The organism is Pseudomonas graminis (assembly GCF_013201545.1).
In the GTDB taxonomy this organism is placed as follows: Bacteria; Pseudomonadota; Gammaproteobacteria; order Pseudomonadales; family Pseudomonadaceae; genus Aquipseudomonas.
This window is the reverse complement of record NZ_CP053746.1, coordinates 1,180,870-1,199,289: the sequence shown is the minus strand read 5'-3', so window position 1 is coordinate 1,199,289 and position 18,420 is coordinate 1,180,870. Positions and strand designations below refer to the sequence as shown.

Sequence of the window (18,420 nt, the reverse complement as noted above, 5' to 3'; positions counted from 1 at the left end):
GTCACCTCGCTCGATACGTGGAGCCGGCGGCGGATCGTCAGTTGATGCTGGATGGAAGCCGATCACGCAGCTGCCATTACCCCCCAAACACCATAAAAGTAGCGACCGATGACCCACGCGCCGGTGTACCGGCTCTCCCCTGATTCGGATGGCCTGAGGCTAAGAGTAGTTCGGATTCGGGCACAGAAAGAAGCAATGGGGATGAACAGGGCATACCCGTTCGTCAGATGAGGGCGCGAGCCCGCGTAGGACGCGGGATAGCGGTCAGCAAAAATATTTTTCGATCAGCCTTGCGCGGTTTCGTCTGGAAATTTGGCTTTCCACAACTCGAAACCGCCATCCATGCTGTAGACCTCGGAGAAGCCCTGGCCTACAAGATAGGCCGCTGCGCTCTGGCTGGAGTTGCCGTGGTAGCAGAGAACGACCAGCGGTTTGTCTAGATCGGCCTGGCGGATGAAGTCTGCGATGGAATGGTTGTCGAGGTGATGCGATTCCGGAATGTGCTGGGTCGCGTAGGTTTGCGCGTCACGCACGTCCACCAGCACGGCGCCTTGTTCGCGCAGGGCGTGGACTTGTTCGGGTGAAATGCGTTTGAAGTCAGTCATGGCTCGGGCTCCTGGGCCGTCGGGTCCTCGAACGGTCGAGAACGTAGGGAGAGTTTACTGCTGCAGCGGCGTCGGCTCGCTGACAGGGGATGCCTCGGGGGTGGGTGCTTTTGCGTTGCCGCGCTCGTCGCATTCGCAGCGAATCAGCGCGCGGGTGTCGACGTTGAGCAGGGTCATTGCGCCGCCCCAGACACAGCCCGTATCCAGTGCATACACGCCAGGCTCATCACATCGGCCTTCAAGTGCGGCCCAGTGACCAAAAATGATACCCATGCCTTTGGTTTTGCGCTCTTTGTGCTTGAACCACGGCGCGTAACCCGCCGGCGCACTGTCGAGTCCTTCCTTGCTTTTGAGATCGAGCTTGCCGTCGCTGGTGCAAAAACGCATGCGCGTGAAGTAATTGGTGATGACCCGCAGCCGAGTGACGCCTTGCAAGTCCTTGTCCCACTTGGCAGGTTCGTTGCCATACATGCCGTCGAGAAAGGGCTCGAAGCGATTGTCATCGCGCAATGCCTCTTCTACTTCTTCAGCGCAGCGCAGCGCCTTTTTCAGCGTCCATTGCGGCGGGATTCCGGCATGCACCAGTGCAATGTCTCGTTCGGCGTCGTAATGCATCAGCTTCTGTTGGCGCAACCAGTCAAGCAGCACGACCGCGTCTGGCGCTTCGAGGATTTCCCGCAGCGTGTCGCCTTTCTTCAGGCGCTCGATGTTGCGACCGGCCGCCAGCAAGTGCAGGTCATGATTGCCCAGCACGCAGACGATGGAGTCGCGCATGGCGTAGAGATAACGCAGGGTTTCCAATGACTGCGGGCCTCGGTTGACGAGGTCGCCAACCAGCCAGAGCGTGTCTTTGCCAGGCTCGAATGCCACGCGTTCGAGCAGGCACTTCAGCGGCTCAAGGCAGCCCTGCAGGTCACCGACTGCGTAAACTGCCATCAGTGCAGCGCCCCCGGTACGGCCAGACGGAATGGTGCAATGACAGCATCAAAGCGCTTGCCGTCTTCTGCGAGCATTTGATAAGTGCCCTGCATATTGCCCACCTTGGTGGTCATCACGGTGCCGCTGGTGTAGGTGTGACTTTGCCCAGGCTGGATCAGCGGTTGCTGACCTACGACGCCGTCGCCGCGAACCTCTTCAACCTGACCGTCGCCGTCGGTGATGACCCAATGGCGCGACAGCAACTTGGCTGGCAGCTCGCCGTTGTTGTGCACGGTGATGGTGTAAGCGAAGGCGAAGCGGTTGTGCTCAGGCTGTGATTGTTCTGCTAGGAAACGGGTCTCGACGCTGACGTCGACCTGGTAACGAGAATCAGACATGCAAGAGGCCTTAAAAGCGAAAGCGGAGAAGCCGGAAGTGGTCCGGTTGAAAGTCAGTCTAGGACATGTAACGGATAAACGAGCACTGAGGCTTTGACCGGACATGTCCCCAGAAGGTCAGGCGGCGACAGGCTTTTCGCTGAGCATGTCGGCCAGGCGAACAAACGCCGCGAGGTCCAGTTGTTCCGGACGCAGGCTGCCATCGACACCGGCTTCGGTGATTTCTTCGCTGGTCAGCAGGGCTTTCAGCGTGTTGCGCAGTGTCTTGCGGCGCTGGTTGAAGGCTTCGCGGACGACGCGTTCGAGCACGCGGTGATCCTTGGCCGGGTGCGGCAGGGTTTCATGGGGCACCAGGCGAACGATGGCCGAATCCACTTTCGGCGGCGGATTGAATGCCCCCGGGCCGACGTTGAACAGGTGCTCCACGCGGCAGTGGTACTGAACCATGATCGACAGGCGACCCCAATCACCGCCGCCAGGGCCTGCCGCCAGACGCTCGACCACTTCTTTCTGCAGCATGAAGTGCATGTCGCGGATCAGGTAGGCGTTCTGCAGCAGGTGGAAAATCAGCGGCGTCGAGATGTTGTACGGCAGGTTGCCGACGACACGCAGGCTGTTGGGTGCGGCGTTCAGGCTGGTGAAGTCGAACTTCAGCGCGTCACCCTGATGCAGGCTGAAATTCGGCTTGCTGCCGAACTGATGCATGAGGATCGGCACAAGGTCTTTGTCGAGTTCCACGACGTCCAGCTGTGCGCCGCTGTTCAGCAGGCCTTGGGTCAGGGCGCCTTGCCCCGGGCCGATTTCCAGCATGCGGTCTTCGGCCTTGGCACGAATGGAGCGCAGGATCTTGTCGATCACGCCGGCATCGTGCAGGAAGTTCTGGCCAAAACGCTTGCGCGCCTTGTGTTGGAATTGCTCGTTCATGAATGGGTCTCGGCCATCTGATAGGCGGTTTCCAGAGCGACCCTGAGGCTGCCGGCGTCGATCTTGCCGGTGCCCGCCAGATCCAGCGCTGTGCCGTGATCCACGGAGGTGCGAATGATCGGCAGGCCCAGCGTGATGTTGACGGCGGCGCCGAAGCCTTTGTACTTCAGCACGGGCAGGCCTTGGTCATGGTACATCGCCAGCACCGCGTCGCAGTGCTCCAGATATTTGGGGGTAAAGAGCGTGTCGGCGGGCAGCGGGCCATATAAGTCCAGCCCCTCGCTGCGCAGACGCGCCAGAGTAGGTTCAATGATGTCGATTTCTTCGCGGCCCAGGTGGCCACTCTCGCCGGCATGCGGGTTTAGGCCACAGACCAGAATCCGCGGGCGGGCGATGCCGAATTTGTTGACCAGATCCGCGTGCAGGATGCGCGTCACACGCTCCAGCCGCTCAACAGTGATCGCGTCGGCGACGTCACGCAGGGGCAGATGAGTGGTCACCAGCGCCACGCGCAGATTACCGGTCGCAAGCATCATCACCACTTGTTCGGTATGGGTCAGCTCCGCAAGGAACTCAGTATGGCCGGAAAATGCGATGCCACTGTCGTTGATCACGCCCTTGTGCACCGGCGCTGTGATCATGCCGGCGAAATGGCCGTCCATGCAGCCCTGACCGGCTCGGGTCAGGGTTTCGAGCACGAAACTGCCATTGGCTTTATCGAGCTGGCCGGCAACTACCGGCGCGTTAACCGGCGTGTCCCAGACATACAGACTGCCAGCGGGGGCGGGGACATCAGGCCATGCGGCGGGTGTGACGGAAATCAGGCTAACGGCCACGCCCAGCTGGGCGGCCCGCTCGGTGAGCAGGTCACAGCTGGTAATGGCAATCAGGGGATGGGGCTGGGACTGTGCGGCGAGCAACAGGCAAAGGTCAGGACCAATGCCGGCGGGCTCGCCGGGTGTCAGGGCGAAACGCTGGGGTTTCACTTGGCCGCCTGATCAGCTCCGGGGAGCTTGATCTCGACGTAGGCTTCATCACGGATCTGACGCAGCCAGGTTTGCAGTTCTTCGTCGTATTTGCGGTTACGCAGTACGGTCATTGCCTGTTGTTCACGCGCCTGACTGGTGCTGTCAGTCGAACGACGGCCGAGGACTTCCAGAACGTGCCAGCCAAATTGGGTCTCGAACGGCTTGGAGACGACACCCTGAGGTGTCTCATTCATAACGTCGCGGAACTCCGGAACCAGCGAGCGCGGGTCAACCCAGTTCATCTCACCGCCGTTAAGCGCGGAACCCGGGTCTTCGGAAAAGCTCTTCGCCAGTTCGCCGAAATCTTCGCCATTCTGGATGCGGTCGTAGATACGTTGCGCGAGCAGCTTGGTCTCGGCTGGGCTACGGATTTCGCTTGGCTTGATCAGGATGTGACGAACGTGAACCTCGTCGCGCATCTGGGTCTGAGTCTCGCCGCCGCGTTTTTCCAACAGCTTGAGGATGATGAAACCGCCCGGCGTACGCGCAGGAGGGGTGACCTCGCCCGGGCGCATGGACGACAGCATGTCGCCGAACGGAGGCGGTAGCTGAGCGGCTTTACGCCAACCCATGTCACCACCGTCCAGCGCACTTTCACTGGCCGACGACGCGATCGCCATCTGCTCGAAGTTCGCACCCTGTTGCAGCTTGCCGTAGAGGTCCTTGGCTTTGGCTGCAGCAGCTTGAATTTGATCCGACGTCGCACTGTCCGGCGTCGGGATCAAAATGTTGGCCAGGTGAAATTCTTCAGAAAACTGAGCTTTGCCCAGATCGGAAGCCAGGAAGTTCTTCACTTCCTGCTCCGAGACCTGAATGCGCTCGGCAACCCGGCGCTGACGCACACGGCTGATGATCATTTCCCGGCGAATCTGCTCACGTGCGCTGGTGTAGGACAGCCCGTCGTGGGTCAGTGCAGCCTTGAACTGGTCAACACTCATGTTGTTGCGTTGAGCAATGGTGGCAACTGCCTGGTTCAGCTCTTCATCGCTGATGCGAATGCCGGAGCGTTCGCCGATCTGGATCTGCAGGTTTTCCAGGATCAGACGATCCAGAACCTGTGATTCCAGAGCGCTGGCAGGCGGAACGCCTTGCCCGCGCTTGGCGATGGTTTGCTGAACCTCACGGGTGCGCTGGTCGAGCTGGCTTTGCATGACCACGTCGTTGTCGACGATGGCAACTACCTTGTCGATGGTGCGCACTTCAGCGTGCGCAACAGAACCGATAAGCAGCGCGCCCAGCATCAGCGGGCGCAGACAATCAGAAAGCTTGGTCTTCACGTTCACGATAACCTTGGATGCCTTTGTCGAGGAAGCTTTCAACTTTTTGGCCAACGACGCCACCAAGTCCCTTCAACACGATTTGTAGGAAGACGCCGTGGTCGCCTTTTTCGTTCTGCGGTATCTCTTGGCTGGACTCGTCATAGTCGACCCAGTACCGGTTGATCAGACGTAGCTTCCAGCAGCAGTTGTCATATTCAAAACCACCAAAGGCTTCGAGGGTGCGGTCGCGGTTGTAGTCGAACTGCCAGCGGGCAATTGCGCTCCACTGCGGAACCACAGGCCAGATGACCGAGAAGTCATGTTGCTGAATTTTGTAGTAGTCCTTGATGTAGCCGGGCGTACCCGGTGTCCCGTAGTCACCTCCGCCTACGCTCCATTTACCGGTTGTCTGATCGTAACGGATCTGGTCGTTGCGATAGCGATAGCCGGCGTTGATGATCTTGCCCGGCTCGTCTTCAGGCTGGTAATGGAGCATTGCACTGCCGGAGCGAGTGCTGCGGCTGTCCGGGTCCCAGTTGAAGTCCGAGTTTGCACGCCAGTCACGGTTGAAGCGGTACTCATATTCGAGTGCATACGGCGACACGTCGGACTGAGCGTCCTTGCGGTCTTCGAAAGCAATACCTGGCAGTTGCACCTTGCGGTCGGCGAAGTACACCGCCTGGCCGATGCTCACGCGCTGACGTTCGAAACCGTTGTCTTCGATCCAGCGATTGGTCACGCCCAGCGAGAGTTTGTTTTCGTCGCCGATGCGGTCGGAGCCGACGAAGCGGTTGTCGCGGAACAGCGAGCTGTAGTTGAAGGTGGTTTCGCCACTGTCGAAGATCGGAATATCGCCCTGATCTTTCTCTGGAACATAGAGATAGTACGCACGAGGTTCCAGAGTCTGGCGGTAGTTTTTACCGAACCAGTTGGTGTTGCGATCAAAGTACAAGCCGCTGTCGACGCTGAAGATCGGCACCGCGCGGTCAACGCCGCTGTCGAAGTTCTCACGAGTTGTCGAGGTTAGATTGGCATTGGAAGCCAGATAATCTTTGCCCTTCCCATCGAGATCCAGATCGTATTTGGTGTAAACGTATTTCAGCTTTGGTGTCACAAAACCGTAGCTAGCAGTCAGAGGCAAGCTGATCGATGGAGCAAGGTTCAGGCGGTCGCCGTTTGCGCGTGCAAGCCCAGAAATATTGTTGTCGAGTCGAGTTGTACCTATGGAGCCGTCCGGATTCAACGGGCCGCCGTCTTCATCGATGTAATTGCCCGTTCTCAAATCTCGATCAAAGCGAACCAACTCTGTCTCGTAATCGAACTTCAGGCCTTCAGGACGATATGGCAACGTACCGTTCAAGGTCAGCTGGGGAAGACGAGCATATGGCGTGATCTGAGTCACGGTGGTCAGTTGATACTGCTGCGCATTCAGCGTCGCGGTGTAGCTGTCACCACGATAGTAGAGCGCACCTTGCTGGTTCAGGTAGTCGCTGGTGCTCACACCTTCCTGACCGCTTTTCAGATCCTTGAAGTAGTAAGGATCACTGACCTTGGTGTAGTCGATCTTGCTGGTCAGACGCGAGTCCAGACCACTGCGATCCTGCCAGTTGATCAACCAGCGAGTGTCTTTGTAGTCCGACTGGTCTTTGCGATCATCATCGTCGTCATTCAAGTAAGCCGCACCGAACTGACCTTCGCTGCTCTTGGTCAGGTAGCGGAACTCGCCTTCCAGCAACATGCCGCGCTTGGCCATGTAGGTCGGGTACAACGTGGCGTCGTAGTTCGGCGCCAGGTTGAAGTAGTACGGAGTGAGCAACGAGAAGCCCGTGTCGGTGCTCGTGCCGATGGTCGGTGGCAGGAAGCCGGACTGGCGACGGTCGTCGATCGGGAAATAGATGTAAGGCGTGTACAGGATCGGGATGTCATGAACGCGCAGTGTGGCGTTGGTGGCCGTACCGAAGCCGGTGGCCGGGTTCAGGGTGATGTTATTGCCCTTCACCGTCCACGCGTTGCTGTTCGGTTCACACGTGGTGTACGTGCCGTCCTTCAAGCGGATGATCGCGTTCTCGGCACGACGAGCGTACAGCGCGTTACCGCGAACGTTGCTCTTGTGCAGCACGTATTCGGCGTTGTCGACTTTGGCTTCGCCGGTGTCGAGCTGAACTTCAGCATGGTCGCCGACGATCAGGGCGCCGTTGTCGCGCAGACGGACATCGCCGTTCAGCTCGCCACGGTTCTCGGCCTGATGCAGGCTGGCTTCGTCAGCCTCTACCTGCATGCTGCCCTGACGCAGGACAACGTCACCTGCCAGGGTCGCAACCTGTTCTTCCTGCTGATAACGCGAAGCCTTGGCGCCGATGAAAGTCGGTGCGTCGCTCTTCGGCGTCTTGTCGTCCATGCCCGGACGGATCGGTTCGACATAGGCGCCCGAGCAATACGGACCGGTCTCAGCCAGTTGGGCTGCGGTCAGCTTCTCGCGCGGCACCCAGTCCAGGTGGCTGTAATCGGCGCTGCGCGACTTCAGGCCACGGCCCTTGGCCTCGGTGACCAGCATCGTTTTGGGCACGACTTCGCCATCGGAGGTGGTGGTCGTCTGAGCGCCATCTGCCGTGCTGCTGTTGGACGAAACACTGTTGGCGTCGTGCACGGGGCGCGGAGGCAACTGGGCTGCGTTGGTTTTCGGGGAGCAATCCCATGCACCTGTTGCAGACACCGAGCAGTCATACTGTTCGGCGGCAACCACGTACGGGACGGCCAAGGGTTGCATCGCCAGCAGACTGCCGGTTACGAGCAACGGAAATTTTTTACGAAACGCGGGGGATTTCAATGCCATCTTATTAGTCCGGGCTTCCTGCGCGCCATCTGCCCGCGGGGGGGCCGCACGCCTCTCGATGGGCTGAAAAAGATGTCGGATAATAAAGCATGACCCGCTTGACGGCTAGCGCCGTCGGAGACCCTTGCAATGCCAGATCAAGATGTACGCCTGCAACACCTGAAAGTTTGGCTCGATGAGCAGCTCCCGCGTTTATTCGAGGCCCAGAACTGGGGCCCGATACCCCCGGCCACGTTGACTGCTGCCAGCAGCGACGCCAGTTTCCGACGTTACTTTCGCTGGGAGGGGGAGGGCCGCACTTTTATTGTCATGGATGCTCCGCCCCCACAGGAAAACTGCAAACCCTTCGTGGATATCGCTCATTTATTGAGCGGGTCGGGCATTAATGTTCCGAAAATTTATGCCGAAGACCTGAATCAGGGCTTCCTTTTGTTGAATGACCTGGGTCGTCAGACTTATCTGGATGTGATCGACGAGCAAAATGCCGATCAGCTGTTCAGTGACGCAATCGACGCACTGCTCGCCTACCAGCAACTGCCGATGGACGCGCCGTTGCCGAGTTACGACGTGGCACTGTTGCGCCGCGAGCTGGAGCTGTTTCCCGAGTGGTACGTAAAGCGTCATCTGGGCGTGGAGTTCGATCAGGCGCAGCAGGCCAGTTGGCAGGCAGTCAGCGATCTGCTGATCGAAAGCGCGCTGGCCCAGCCGAAGGTGCTGGTGCACCGTGACTACATGCCGCGCAACCTGATGCTCAGTGAACCGAACCCTGGCGTGCTGGATTTTCAGGACGCGGTGTACGGCCCGGTCACCTACGACATCACCTGCCTGTTCAAGGATGCCTTCCTGAGTTGGCCGGAGGAGCGTGTAGCGGCCTGGCTCCAGCTGTACTGGAACAAGGCCGCTGCGGCGGGCATCCCGGTGCAGGACGAATTCGATGAATTCCGGCGTGCCAGCGATTTGATGGGCGTGCAGCGGCATTTGAAGGTGATCGGTATTTTCGCCCGCATCTGCCACCGTGATGGCAAGCCACGCTACGTCGCCGATGTGCCGCGCTTCTTCTCTTATATAGAAGCGGTGTTGGCGCGACGCCCGGAGCTGGTTGAACTGAGTAATCTGCTGACCAGCCTTGGCCATACAAAACCGACACAGGCAAAACCAGCATCTGTTGTGTAACGGAATGGACTGCAATTGAAGAGGGACTGCACGTGAAGATTGTCTTGATGAGGGCCGCATGAAAGCGATGATTCTGGCGGCGGGGAAAGGCGAACGCTTGCGCCCGTTGACCCTGCACACGCCCAAACCGCTGGTGCGAGCCGGCGGTGTTCCACTGATTGAATATCACCTGCGCGCGATCAAATCGGCAGGTTTTGAAGACGTCGTGATCAACCACGCGTGGTTGGGCCAGCAGATCGAAGATCATCTGGGCGACGGTCACCAGTGGGGTCTGAATATCTCCTACTCCCCGGAGGGCGAGCCGCTGGAGACGGGCGGCGGGATCTTTCGTGCGCTGCCGCTTCTGGGCGACGAGCCGTTTCTGGTGGTCAACGGAGACATCTGGGTCGATTTCGATTTCAGCGTGTTGATGAAGCCGCTCAAGGGGCTCGCCCATCTGGTGCTGGTGGACAACCCGCCGCATCACCCCGGCGGGGATTTTGCGCTGATCGACGGGCAGGTGCATAACGACGCAGCTCAGCCGCGCCTGACCTACAGCGGCATTGCGGTGCTGCACCCGCAACTCTTCGCGGGCTGCACCGAAGGCGCGTTCAAGCTGGCGCCCCTGTTGCGCGACGCCATGGCGAAAGGCCTGGTGACCGGCGAACGTTTCGGCGGCCGCTGGGTGGATGTCGGTACCCATGAGCGTCTGGCCGAAGTCGAGCAGATCCTTGCGGTGAAATCCTAAATGCTGTGGCCATTCACGGTGGTCGGCGGTGGCGTCGGCTATTTGATTGCCAGCATTCCCGGCGCCATGCTCGGCGCACTTCTTGGGCAGGCGCTTGATCGGCGACTGCATTTCCGCAGCTGGGCGGAGATGCGCGAGCGTGCCAATGGCCGCAGCGTGCCGCAGGATGACGAGCTTATTTTCATCATGCTGGGGCGTCTGGCGAAGAGCGATGGTCGGGTGGTCGACGGGCACATTCAGCAGGCGCGCGTTGAAATGCGCCGACTGGACCTCGGCGAGGCGGCGCAACGACGGGCAATTCAGGCGTTTAATCGGGGTAAGGACGGGCGCGACAATTTGCGTGTTCACCTCACGCGCCTTAAAACACAGCCCCACGCCGCAGAAGGTTTGTTGCGTGCCTGTTGGCGCATGGCGTGGGCGGATGGCAGGGCGTCGCGCACCGAGCGTGAACTGATTGTGCTGTGGGGCAAATGGCTGGGCTGGACGGCGGACAAGGTCGAAGGCTTGTCATCGACCGAAGACGAGCAGCGTTCGCGGGGCGCGCCCGCCAGCAGTGGCGGCGAGTTTCAGGATGCGCTCCGGTTGCTGGGCGTGAAAGCCGATGCCGAACCGGCGCAGATCAAGCGGGCCTATCGTCGCTTGCTGAGTCGGCATCACCCGGACAAGATCGCCGGCAGCGGCGCCAACCAGATACAGGTTCGTGATGCCACCGAGAAAACCCGCGAATTGCATCACGCCTACGCGGTGATTCGCGATCGACGCGGGTTTCGCTGACGCTTTTGTTTCGTTGATGCTGCCCTGAGCGCAGGCAGCATCGCAGGCGATCAGGGTTACTTCGCTGCATCCCCTTCCAACCATCCCCGAACCCGACGAAACAGTTGGTCCTGTTCCATCGCCGGGTTGCCGGGAATGGCGCTCAGTGCGACTTGGGTGAACCGCGCGTTTTTGCTTCGCTTGCTCGCGTCCAGGCGGTCTTGTGCCTGCTGACGTGGCACCGGACGATCCTTGTTGACGAAGTCGGCCGTCGGGACTTTCAGTGTGGGCAGCAACTCCATCAGCGATGGCGTTTCCTTGCCCGTGTCCACGGCCGTGACCATTACCAGGCGTTGAACAGCCGGCGAGGGCCTCTCGCTCATGTAACGCGCCGCCCAATAAGCGCCTTTGCCGTGGCCGAGGAGGACGATGCTGCGTGCCTTGTTCTGCTGGGCAAACGCCACCGCGCTGTCGATCCTGGCGAAGATTTTCTCGGCGTTTGCCTTGGCGATCTCGGCCTGGGCGGTGGCCTGTTCGGCAGCCGCTGCAGCGTCCGCTTCAGCGGTGGCCGCAGGGTCGGGGGCTTTTCCCGCTGCGTCCTTTGCTTTATCGCCGTCACTCGCCGCCGCTGGTGCATCCACCGCGCGGGCGAAAATACCGTCGTTGTGAGCGTCCGGCATGCTCAGGCTGAGGCTGGACCAACCGACGTCCGGCAACTTGCGTCGCAACGGTGCCACCGCCGTCGGCCAGTCTGCTGACTCATCGGCGCCCGGCACGATGATCACCGCACCTTTGGGCTCGTCGACGTTCGCCGGTTTCCACAGGGCCAGAAAGGTCTCGTCGCCCGCCTGCAACTGTTGTTGCTCGACTTGCGGCACCTGACGCTCCAGCGCCAGGGTGTCTTCTTCAGTGCGCGACGGCAGTGCGGCCCGCTCGACCGGCGCTTCAGCCGGCTTGGCGTCTTTATCCGGCGTCGGGTCCGCAGCCACCACCAGCGGCGAGCAAGGTAGTATCAGCGTCAGGCACAGCGCAGGAAATAGTGCGCGAAGGGTGTAGGACATCGAGTATTCCAAAGGCCGGAAACAATTCCAGCAGACTAATGGGTTGACGGCGGTTTGTCAGGCCAGGCAATCGGCTCCACAGGGAGCGCCAGACACAGCGCATGATCGGCACGGGATTCAGGGAAATGGAGACGACAGTTTGAGAATCCACGCGCGGTGCCTTCGGGTTATCGGCGATACCGGCGCGCTCTTGATCGGCCTGATGCTGATCGCGTTGCTGATGTCGCACCATGCCGCCGCCTCGCCCACGCAGGCCGACCCTTTGAGTCGCGAACAGCGGGACTGGCTGACCCACCGTGGGCAATTGCGCGTCGGGCTCGTCCTTCAGACGCCTTACGCCCAGCTTGATCGTCGTGCGCAGCAGTTGTCCGGCGCGAACGTCGACCTCATCAATCTCATGGGAAAGACCCTTCAAATGGAGCTGCTGTGGCGCAGCTATGCCGATCAGGCCGAGCTCGAAAAAGCCCTTGTCGACGGCCAGATCGACTTCGCACCCGGCCTGACCCAGACGCCCGCCGGCTTGCGCCTGTGGCTGTATTCCGATCCGTACATGCGCGTGCCGCAACTGATCGTCGGCGAACGTGATGGCACCGGTGCGGTGGATCTGGAAAAGCTCGACAGCCAGGCGCGCGTCGCCGTACGCATGCCCAGCGCCACCGCTGACTACCTGCGCAGCAACTACACCCACCTCAATCTGCAAGGCGTGCCGCTGGAGCGTCAGGCGTTGCAGCTCTTGCTCAGTCAGCAGGCGCGATACGCCGTGATCGATGAAGCGCAGCTCAGCCGTCTGTCCCGGGAAGCCGAGTTTGCCGGGCTCGCCGTGGTTGGCGACATTGGCTTCCCGCAGTTGCTGCGTGTGGCTTCCCGACGTGACACGCCACAGCTCGCCGAGATCATCAGCCAGGCATTGAGCGCCATTCCGGCCCGGGATCTCGAACAGTTACACACGCAATGGCTGCTGCCCAAATACCCGCAAATCAGTGAATCGCCGGGGCTGTGGAAGAACATCGCGCTGCTGCTGTTGGTCCTGCTCATGGCCAGCGCCGCGATCGTTTACTGGCAGCGCAAACAACAGCAGCAACTGGAGAAACAATTACTCGCCGCCCGGGATGACATCGCCAGGCGCCTGGCCGGCGAAGAGGCATTGCGGCTGGCGCAGTTCTCCATCGATCAGAGCACCGTCGGCATTCTCTGGGTCAATTGGGACAGCCATGTGCGCTACGCCAATCAGGCCGCCGAAACCATGCTGGGTTATGCGCCGGGTGGGGTGGTGGACCGGCCGCTGATTGATTTCGAGCCGGGGCTGAACATGGATCGCTGGCTCAATCTGTGGAAAACCGCGCGCTCCACCGAGGAAGGGCCGCAGAACTATGAAAGCAATTGCGTGCGCGCCGATGGCAGCATCCTGCCTGCCGATGTGTCGCTGAGCTTTCTGCGCTTTCGCGACGCCGAGTACTTGGTGGTGTTCATCACCGACGTGACCGAACGGCGTCGGTCCCTCGCTGCGCTGCAAGAAAGTGAAGCGCGCTTGCAGGTGCTCGCCGAGCAGTTGCGCGAGCTTTCGGCGCACCTGGAAACCGTGCGCGAAGAAGAAAAGGCCCGAATCGCCCGGGAAGTCCACGACGAGCTGGGTCAGATGCTGACCGTGCTCAAGCTCGAAACGTCCATGTGTGAACTGGCCTACGCCGATCTCGACCCTGGCCTGCGGGATCGCTTGAACAGCATGAAGCGCCTGATTGCCCAGTTGTTCCAGTTGGTGAGGGACGTGGCGACCGCGCTGCGACCACCGATTCTCGATGCAGGCATTGCCTCGGCCATCGAGTGGCAGGCCCGACGCTTTGAAGCGCGCACCCAGATCCCCTGCCTGGTGCAGGTGCCGGACAATCTGCCTAGCCTGCCGGACGCAACGGCCATCGGGCTGTTTCGCATTCTTCAGGAGTCGCTGACCAACGTCATGCGTCACGCCGAAGCGCATACGGTCGAGCTGAGCCTGACGCTGAGCGACCGCGTCCTGTGCATGCGCATCGCCGATGACGGCAAGGGTTTCGATCAGCGCGCCGAACGTCCTGCGTCGTTCGGGCTGGTGGGCATGCGCGAGCGGGTGCTGATCATGGGTGGGCAATTGCATCTGGACACCTTGCCCGGTGAAGGCACAACCTTGCGCATCCACATTCCGCTGGACCCGGTCGCTGAGGAGCACGTGCATTGATTCGCGTATTGGTTGCCGAAGACCACACGATTGTCCGGGAGGGCATCAAACAGCTGATCGGCCTGGCGAAAGATCTGCAAGTGGTCGGGGAGGCCAGCAATGGCGAGCAGTTGCTGGAGGCTTTGCGCCACATCCCGTGCGAGGTCGTGCTGCTGGATATTTCCATGCCGGGCGTCAACGGCCTGGAGGCGATCCCGCGAATTCGCGCGTTGAACAATCCGCCTGCGATTCTCGTGCTGTCGATGCACGATGAAGCGCAAATGGCCGCGCGGGCCTTGAAGGTCGGCGCCGCTGGGTACGCCACCAAGGACAGCGATCCTGCGTTGCTGCTGACAGCGATCCGGCGTGTGGCCGCGGGTGGGCGTTATATCGACCCGGACCTGGCCGATCGCATGGTGTTTGAAGTCGGTCTGACGGACAGCCGGCCTTTGCACTCGTTGCTGTCCGAACGCGAGTTTTCAGTGTTCGAGCGCCTGGCCCAAGGCGCGAACGTCAACGACATCGCCCAGCAACTGGCGCTGAGCAGCAAGACCATCAGCACCCACAAGGCGCGCCTGATGCAAAAGCTGAAAATCAATTCGCTGGCCGAGCTGGTGAAGTATGCGATGGAGCACAAGTTGGTTTGATTGCGTGTCTAAAAACGACTTCCTGTGGTGCTTCGTAAAACGCTATCGCGAGCAAGCTCACTCCTACAGGTTATTGCGATCCCCTGTAGGAGTGAGCTTGCTCGCGAAGACGCCAGACCAGGCCATAAATAACTTCCGGGCGACATACCTATCCCCGCCATCCCTGTAGGGCAATCCCTACCCAAAACCTTCCATCCCACCTAGGTCATTCTCTCTTACGCCCCGATTTGCGCGGCCTTCAGGCTCATCTAGGCTTGATCCCCACGGTGGATCAAACAAAGGTGTGGGCAATGAGCAACGTCGATTCAAGCGCTGGGGCAAGTGATGTTCTGGTCAGCTTTCGCGGTGTGCAAAAAAGCTACGACGGCGAAGCCCTGATCGTCAAAGACCTCAACCTGGATATCTGCAAAGGCGAATTCCTCACCCTGCTCGGGCCGTCCGGCTCCGGCAAAACCACTAGCCTGATGATGCTCGCCGGCTTCGAGACGCCTACTGCTGGCGAGATCCTGCTGGCGGGCCGTTCAATCAACAATGTGCCGCCGCACAAGCGCGACATCGGCATGGTGTTCCAAAACTACGCGCTGTTCCCGCACATGACGGTCGCCGAGAACCTCGCGTTTCCGCTGTCGGTGCGCGGCATGAGCAAGACCGACGTCGCCGAAAAGGTCAAACGCGCCCTCGACATGGTGCAGCTCGGGACCTTCGCCCATCGTTACCCTGCGCAGTTGTCGGGTGGTCAGCAACAGCGTGTGGCGCTGGCGCGCGCATTGGTGTTCGAGCCGCAGCTAGTGCTGATGGACGAACCTCTCGGTGCGCTCGACAAACAACTGCGCGAACACATGCAGATGGAAATCAAGCACCTGCATCAGCGTCTGGGCGTGACCGTTGTCTACGTCACCCACGATCAGGGCGAAGCGCTGACCATGTCTGACCGCGTCGCGGTGTTCCACCAGGGCGAGATCCAGCAGATCGCCCCACCGCGCACCCTTTATGAAGAGCCGAAAAATACCTTTGTCGCCAACTTCATCGGCGAGAACAACCGCATCAGCGGCACGTTGCTCAGCCAGAGCGGCGACCGTTGTGTGGTGGGCCTGGCGCGCGGCGAAAAAGTCGAAGCGCTGGCGATCAACGTCGGTGCGACCGGCAGCCCGGTCACGCTCTCTATTCGTCCCGAGCGCGTAAACCTCAACGGCCGCAGCGAAAGTTGCGTCAACCGCTTCTCCGGCCGTGTTGCCGAATTCATCTACCTGGGCGACCACGTGCGCGTGCGCCTGGAAGTCGCCGGCAAAACCGATTTCTTCGTCAAGCAGCCCATCGCCGAGCTGGATCCGGCCCTGAGCGTTGGCGATGTTGTGCCCATTGGATGGCAGGTCGAGCACGCGCGCGCGCTGGACCCGTTGCTGGATGCGCATTGATACGCCCGCATTACGCGTCAACCGAAGAAACCAGAGGCGAGCCAAATCGCCCCATCGCTTAACCAACATTGTTCGTGGAGAGAAAAACTGATGCTCAAGACATTGAAGCTCACCGCCTTATCGGTCGGCATGATGTGCGCTGCGCAAACCATGGCAGCGGACCTGACGGTCATTTCCTTCGGTGGCGCGAACAAGGCGGCCCAGGAAAAGGCCTTCTACGCGCCGTGGGAAAAAGCCGGCAACGGCAAAATCATCGCTGGCGAATACAACGGTGAAATGGCCAAGGTCAAAGCCATGGTCGACACCAAGAGCGTGACGTGGGATCTGGTGGAAGTGGAATCGCCCGAGCTGTCCCGTGGCTGTGACGAAGACATGTTCGAGTCGCTGGCATCGGTCGATCTCGGCAACAAGGACAACTACGTTAAAGGCGCAATCTCTGAATGCGGCGTGGGCTTTTTCGTCTGGTCGACCGTGCTGGCCTACAACGCCGACAAGCTGAAATCCGCACCGACCGGCTGGGCTGATTTCTGGGACACCGAGAACTTCCCGGGCAAGCGTGGCCTGCGCAAGGGCGCCAAATACACCCTGGAATTCGCCTTGATGGCTGACGGTGTTGCGCCGAAAGACGTCTACAAAGTGCTGGGGACCAAGGAAGGCCAGGACCGCGCCTTCAAGATGCTGGACAAGCTCAAGCCGAGCATTCAGTGGTGGGAAGCGGGCGCCCAGCCGCCGCAATATCTGCAGTCGGGCGACGTTGTGATGAGCTCCGCCTACAACGGTCGCATCGCAGCCGTGCAGAAAGAGAGCAACCTGAAAGTGGTCTGGACCGGCGGCGTGTATGACTTCGACGCGTGGGCGATTCCGAAAGGCGCGAAAAACGCCGAAGAGGCGAAGAAATTCATCGCTTATTCACTCAAGCCAGAGCAACAAAAAATCTACTCCGAAAACATCGCTTACGGTCCGGCCAACACGGGCGCAGTCCCGTTGCTGAGCGCTGAGACCCTGAAAAACATGCCGACCACCCCTGAGAACATCAAGGACCAGGTGCAGATCGACGTGAAGTTCTGGGCTGACTTCGGTGAGTCGCTGGAACAGCGCTTCAACTCGTGGGCGGCGAAATAAGATCGCAGCCCTGTAAGCGTTCCGTTGTGAGTTAGATCCGGGTGCGTCGTCTGAACTGTCTGAAGGCGGGGCAGGGGACGCACTCATTGTTGAGAGATTCTGGAGTTCACTATGGCCACCGCCGTGCCCCTGACTGAAGGCGCCAGCCCGACCCTGAAGCAACGCCTGGCCCGTGCCGAGCGCGTCAATCGCTGGAAGGCTCAGGCGTTGATCGCGCCATTGGTGATCTTCCTGCTGCTGGTGTTTCTCGTGCCGATTGCGGCGCTGCTCTACAAAAGCGTCAGCAACCCCGAAGTGGTGGGTGGCATGCCGCTCACTGTGGTGGAAGTGGCGAAATGGGACGGCAAGGGGCTGCCGCCGGAATCGGTGTACAAAGCCGCGAGCCAGGACCTGGCCGAAGCGCGCAAGAATCAGACGCTGGGCGATCTGTCCAAACGCCTGAACCAGGAGTTGGCGGGCTACCGCAGTCTGTTGGCAAAAACCGCCCGCGCCATGCCATTCAAGGAAGAGCCGGCTTCTTATAAGGAAGCGCTGGAAGCCATTGATGAACGCTGGGGCGACCCCGCGTACTGGCAGGCGATCCGCCGCAACACCTCAAGCTTCACCCCCTATTATTTACTGGCCGCTGTCGACCACCGCATCGATGACCTCGGTGAAGTGGCGCCGGCGACGCCCGATCAGGCGATTTACCTCGACATCTTCGCCCGCACCTTCTGGATGGGCCTGGTGATCACCGTGATCTGTCTGTTGCTGGCCTATCCGCTGGCGTACCTGTTGGCCAACCTGCCTGCACGGCAGAGCAATTTACTGATGATCCTGGTCCTGTTGCCCTTCTGGACGTCGATCCTGGTGCGCGTCGCTGCGTGGATCGTGTTGCTGCAATCAAGCGGCCTGATCAATGGCGCGCTGATGGCCATGGGCATTATCGATAAGCCGCTGGAGCTGGTGTTCAACCGGGTCGGCGTTTACATCTCGATGGTGCACATCATGTTGCCGTTCATGATCCTGCCCATCTACAGCGTGATGAAAGGCATCTCGCCGACCTACATGCGCGCCGCGATCTCTCTGGGTTGCAACCCGTTTGCGAGCTTCTGGCGGGTGTACTTCCCACAGACCTACGCCGGTGTGGGTGCGGGCTGTCTGTTGGTGTTCATCCTTGCCATCGGCTACTACATCACTCCGGCGCTGCTCGGCAGCCCGAACGATCAGATGGTCAGTTATTTCGTGGCGTTCTACACCAACACCAGCATCAACTGGGGCATGGCGACGGCGCTGGGCGGGTTGTTGCTGCTGGCGACCGTCGTGCTGTACCTGATCTATAACTGGCTGGTCGGCGCCAGCCGCCTGCGTCTGAGCTGAGGAGAACGAC

General features: G+C 60.2%; 16 protein-coding genes. 8 read left to right on the top strand and 8 right to left on the bottom strand.

Annotated elements, in window-relative coordinates; genetic code table 11:
• Positions 1–284 precede the first annotated feature (284 nt).
• The 7 genes from glpE to FX982_RS05475 all read right to left on the bottom strand — a co-directional run bounded on the left by glpE (position 285) and on the right by FX982_RS05475 (position 7,965).
• Positions 285–605, bottom strand: a complete 321-nt coding sequence (gene glpE / locus FX982_RS05505; protein WP_172609906.1) for a thiosulfate sulfurtransferase GlpE — start codon at positions 603–605, stop codon at positions 285–287.
• 54 nt (positions 606–659) lie between these two features.
• Positions 660–1,541: a symmetrical bis(5'-nucleosyl)-tetraphosphatase gene (locus tag FX982_RS05500; RefSeq protein ID WP_172609905.1), complete on the bottom strand. Its 882-nt coding sequence runs from the start codon at positions 1,539–1,541 to the stop codon at positions 660–662.
• Positions 1,541–1,921, bottom strand: coding sequence for a Co2+/Mg2+ efflux protein ApaG (gene apaG, locus FX982_RS05495; protein WP_172609904.1), 381 nt, complete (start codon positions 1,919–1,921; stop codon positions 1,541–1,543). Before apaG ends, FX982_RS05500 begins: the two co-directional genes overlap by 1 nt.
• A gap of 117 nt (positions 1,922–2,038) precedes the next feature.
• Positions 2,039–2,845, bottom strand: a complete 807-nt coding sequence (gene rsmA, locus FX982_RS05490) for a 16S rRNA (adenine(1518)-N(6)/adenine(1519)-N(6))-dimethyltransferase RsmA (protein WP_172609903.1) — start codon at positions 2,843–2,845, stop codon at positions 2,039–2,041.
• The gene (pdxA, locus tag FX982_RS05485) at positions 2,842–3,831 is read right to left on the bottom strand and encodes a 4-hydroxythreonine-4-phosphate dehydrogenase PdxA (RefSeq protein ID WP_172609902.1); all 990 of its coding nucleotides are present in this window, start codon (positions 3,829–3,831) and stop codon (positions 2,842–2,844) included. The genes rsmA and pdxA overlap by 4 nt, the downstream gene beginning before the upstream one ends.
• Positions 3,828–5,150 (bottom strand): peptidylprolyl isomerase, encoded by a 1,323-nt coding sequence (locus FX982_RS05480; RefSeq protein WP_172609901.1) that lies wholly within the window; start codon positions 5,148–5,150, stop codon positions 3,828–3,830. The genes pdxA and FX982_RS05480 overlap by 4 nt, the downstream gene beginning before the upstream one ends.
• Positions 5,131–7,965, bottom strand: coding sequence for an LPS-assembly protein LptD (locus FX982_RS05475; RefSeq protein ID WP_172609900.1), 2,835 nt, complete (start codon positions 7,963–7,965; stop codon positions 5,131–5,133). The genes FX982_RS05480 and FX982_RS05475 overlap by 20 nt, the downstream gene beginning before the upstream one ends.
• 129 nt (positions 7,966–8,094) lie before the next feature.
• Here FX982_RS05475 and FX982_RS05470 point away from each other — a divergent pair, with 129 nt between their 5' ends.
• From FX982_RS05470 to FX982_RS05460, 3 genes are read left to right on the top strand one after another with little or no spacing between them, the layout of a single operon-like run.
• Positions 8,095–9,138: an aminoglycoside phosphotransferase family protein gene (locus FX982_RS05470; RefSeq protein ID WP_172609899.1), complete on the top strand. Its 1,044-nt coding sequence runs from the start codon at positions 8,095–8,097 to the stop codon at positions 9,136–9,138.
• 58 nt (positions 9,139–9,196) lie between these two features.
• Entirely contained in the window at positions 9,197–9,865 is a 669-nt protein-coding gene (gene murU, locus FX982_RS05465; RefSeq protein WP_172609898.1) for an N-acetylmuramate alpha-1-phosphate uridylyltransferase MurU, read from the top strand.
• Positions 9,866–10,639 carry a DnaJ domain-containing protein gene (locus FX982_RS05460; RefSeq protein WP_122624528.1) on the top strand — a complete coding sequence of 258 codons (774 nt, stop codon included), beginning with the start codon at positions 9,866–9,868 and terminating at the stop codon, positions 10,637–10,639. It begins immediately after the preceding gene.
• A 56-nt stretch (positions 10,640–10,695) separates the two neighbouring features.
• Here the strand turns inward: FX982_RS05460 and FX982_RS05455 are convergent, their stop codons facing one another.
• Positions 10,696–11,679 carry an alpha/beta hydrolase family protein gene (locus FX982_RS05455; RefSeq protein ID WP_172609897.1) on the bottom strand — a complete coding sequence of 328 codons (984 nt, stop codon included), beginning with the start codon at positions 11,677–11,679 and terminating at the stop codon, positions 10,696–10,698.
• A gap of 202 nt (positions 11,680–11,881) precedes the next feature.
• On the opposite strand from FX982_RS05455, the gene FX982_RS05450 reads away from it, so the two are divergent.
• The 5 genes from FX982_RS05450 to FX982_RS05430 all read left to right on the top strand — a co-directional run bounded on the left by FX982_RS05450 (position 11,882) and on the right by FX982_RS05430 (position 18,410).
• The gene (locus tag FX982_RS05450) at positions 11,882–13,888 is read left to right on the top strand and encodes a PAS domain-containing sensor histidine kinase (RefSeq protein WP_172609896.1); all 2,007 of its coding nucleotides are present in this window, start codon (positions 11,882–11,884) and stop codon (positions 13,886–13,888) included.
• On the top strand, positions 13,885–14,514 hold the full coding sequence (locus tag FX982_RS05445) for a response regulator (protein WP_122536572.1): 630 nt from the start codon (positions 13,885–13,887) through the stop codon (positions 14,512–14,514). The genes FX982_RS05450 and FX982_RS05445 overlap by 4 nt, the downstream gene beginning before the upstream one ends.
• 290 nt (positions 14,515–14,804) lie before the next feature.
• Positions 14,805–15,929 carry an ABC transporter ATP-binding protein gene (locus FX982_RS05440; protein WP_065991345.1) on the top strand — a complete coding sequence of 375 codons (1,125 nt, stop codon included), beginning with the start codon at positions 14,805–14,807 and terminating at the stop codon, positions 15,927–15,929.
• A gap of 90 nt (positions 15,930–16,019) precedes the next feature.
• Entirely contained in the window at positions 16,020–17,051 is a 1,032-nt protein-coding gene (locus FX982_RS05435; RefSeq protein WP_172609895.1) for a polyamine ABC transporter substrate-binding protein, read from the top strand.
• Between the two features lie 111 nt (positions 17,052–17,162).
• The gene (locus FX982_RS05430) at positions 17,163–18,410 is read left to right on the top strand and encodes an ABC transporter permease (RefSeq protein WP_172609894.1); all 1,248 of its coding nucleotides are present in this window, start codon (positions 17,163–17,165) and stop codon (positions 18,408–18,410) included.
• The last annotated feature ends 10 nt before the right edge of the window (positions 18,411–18,420 follow it).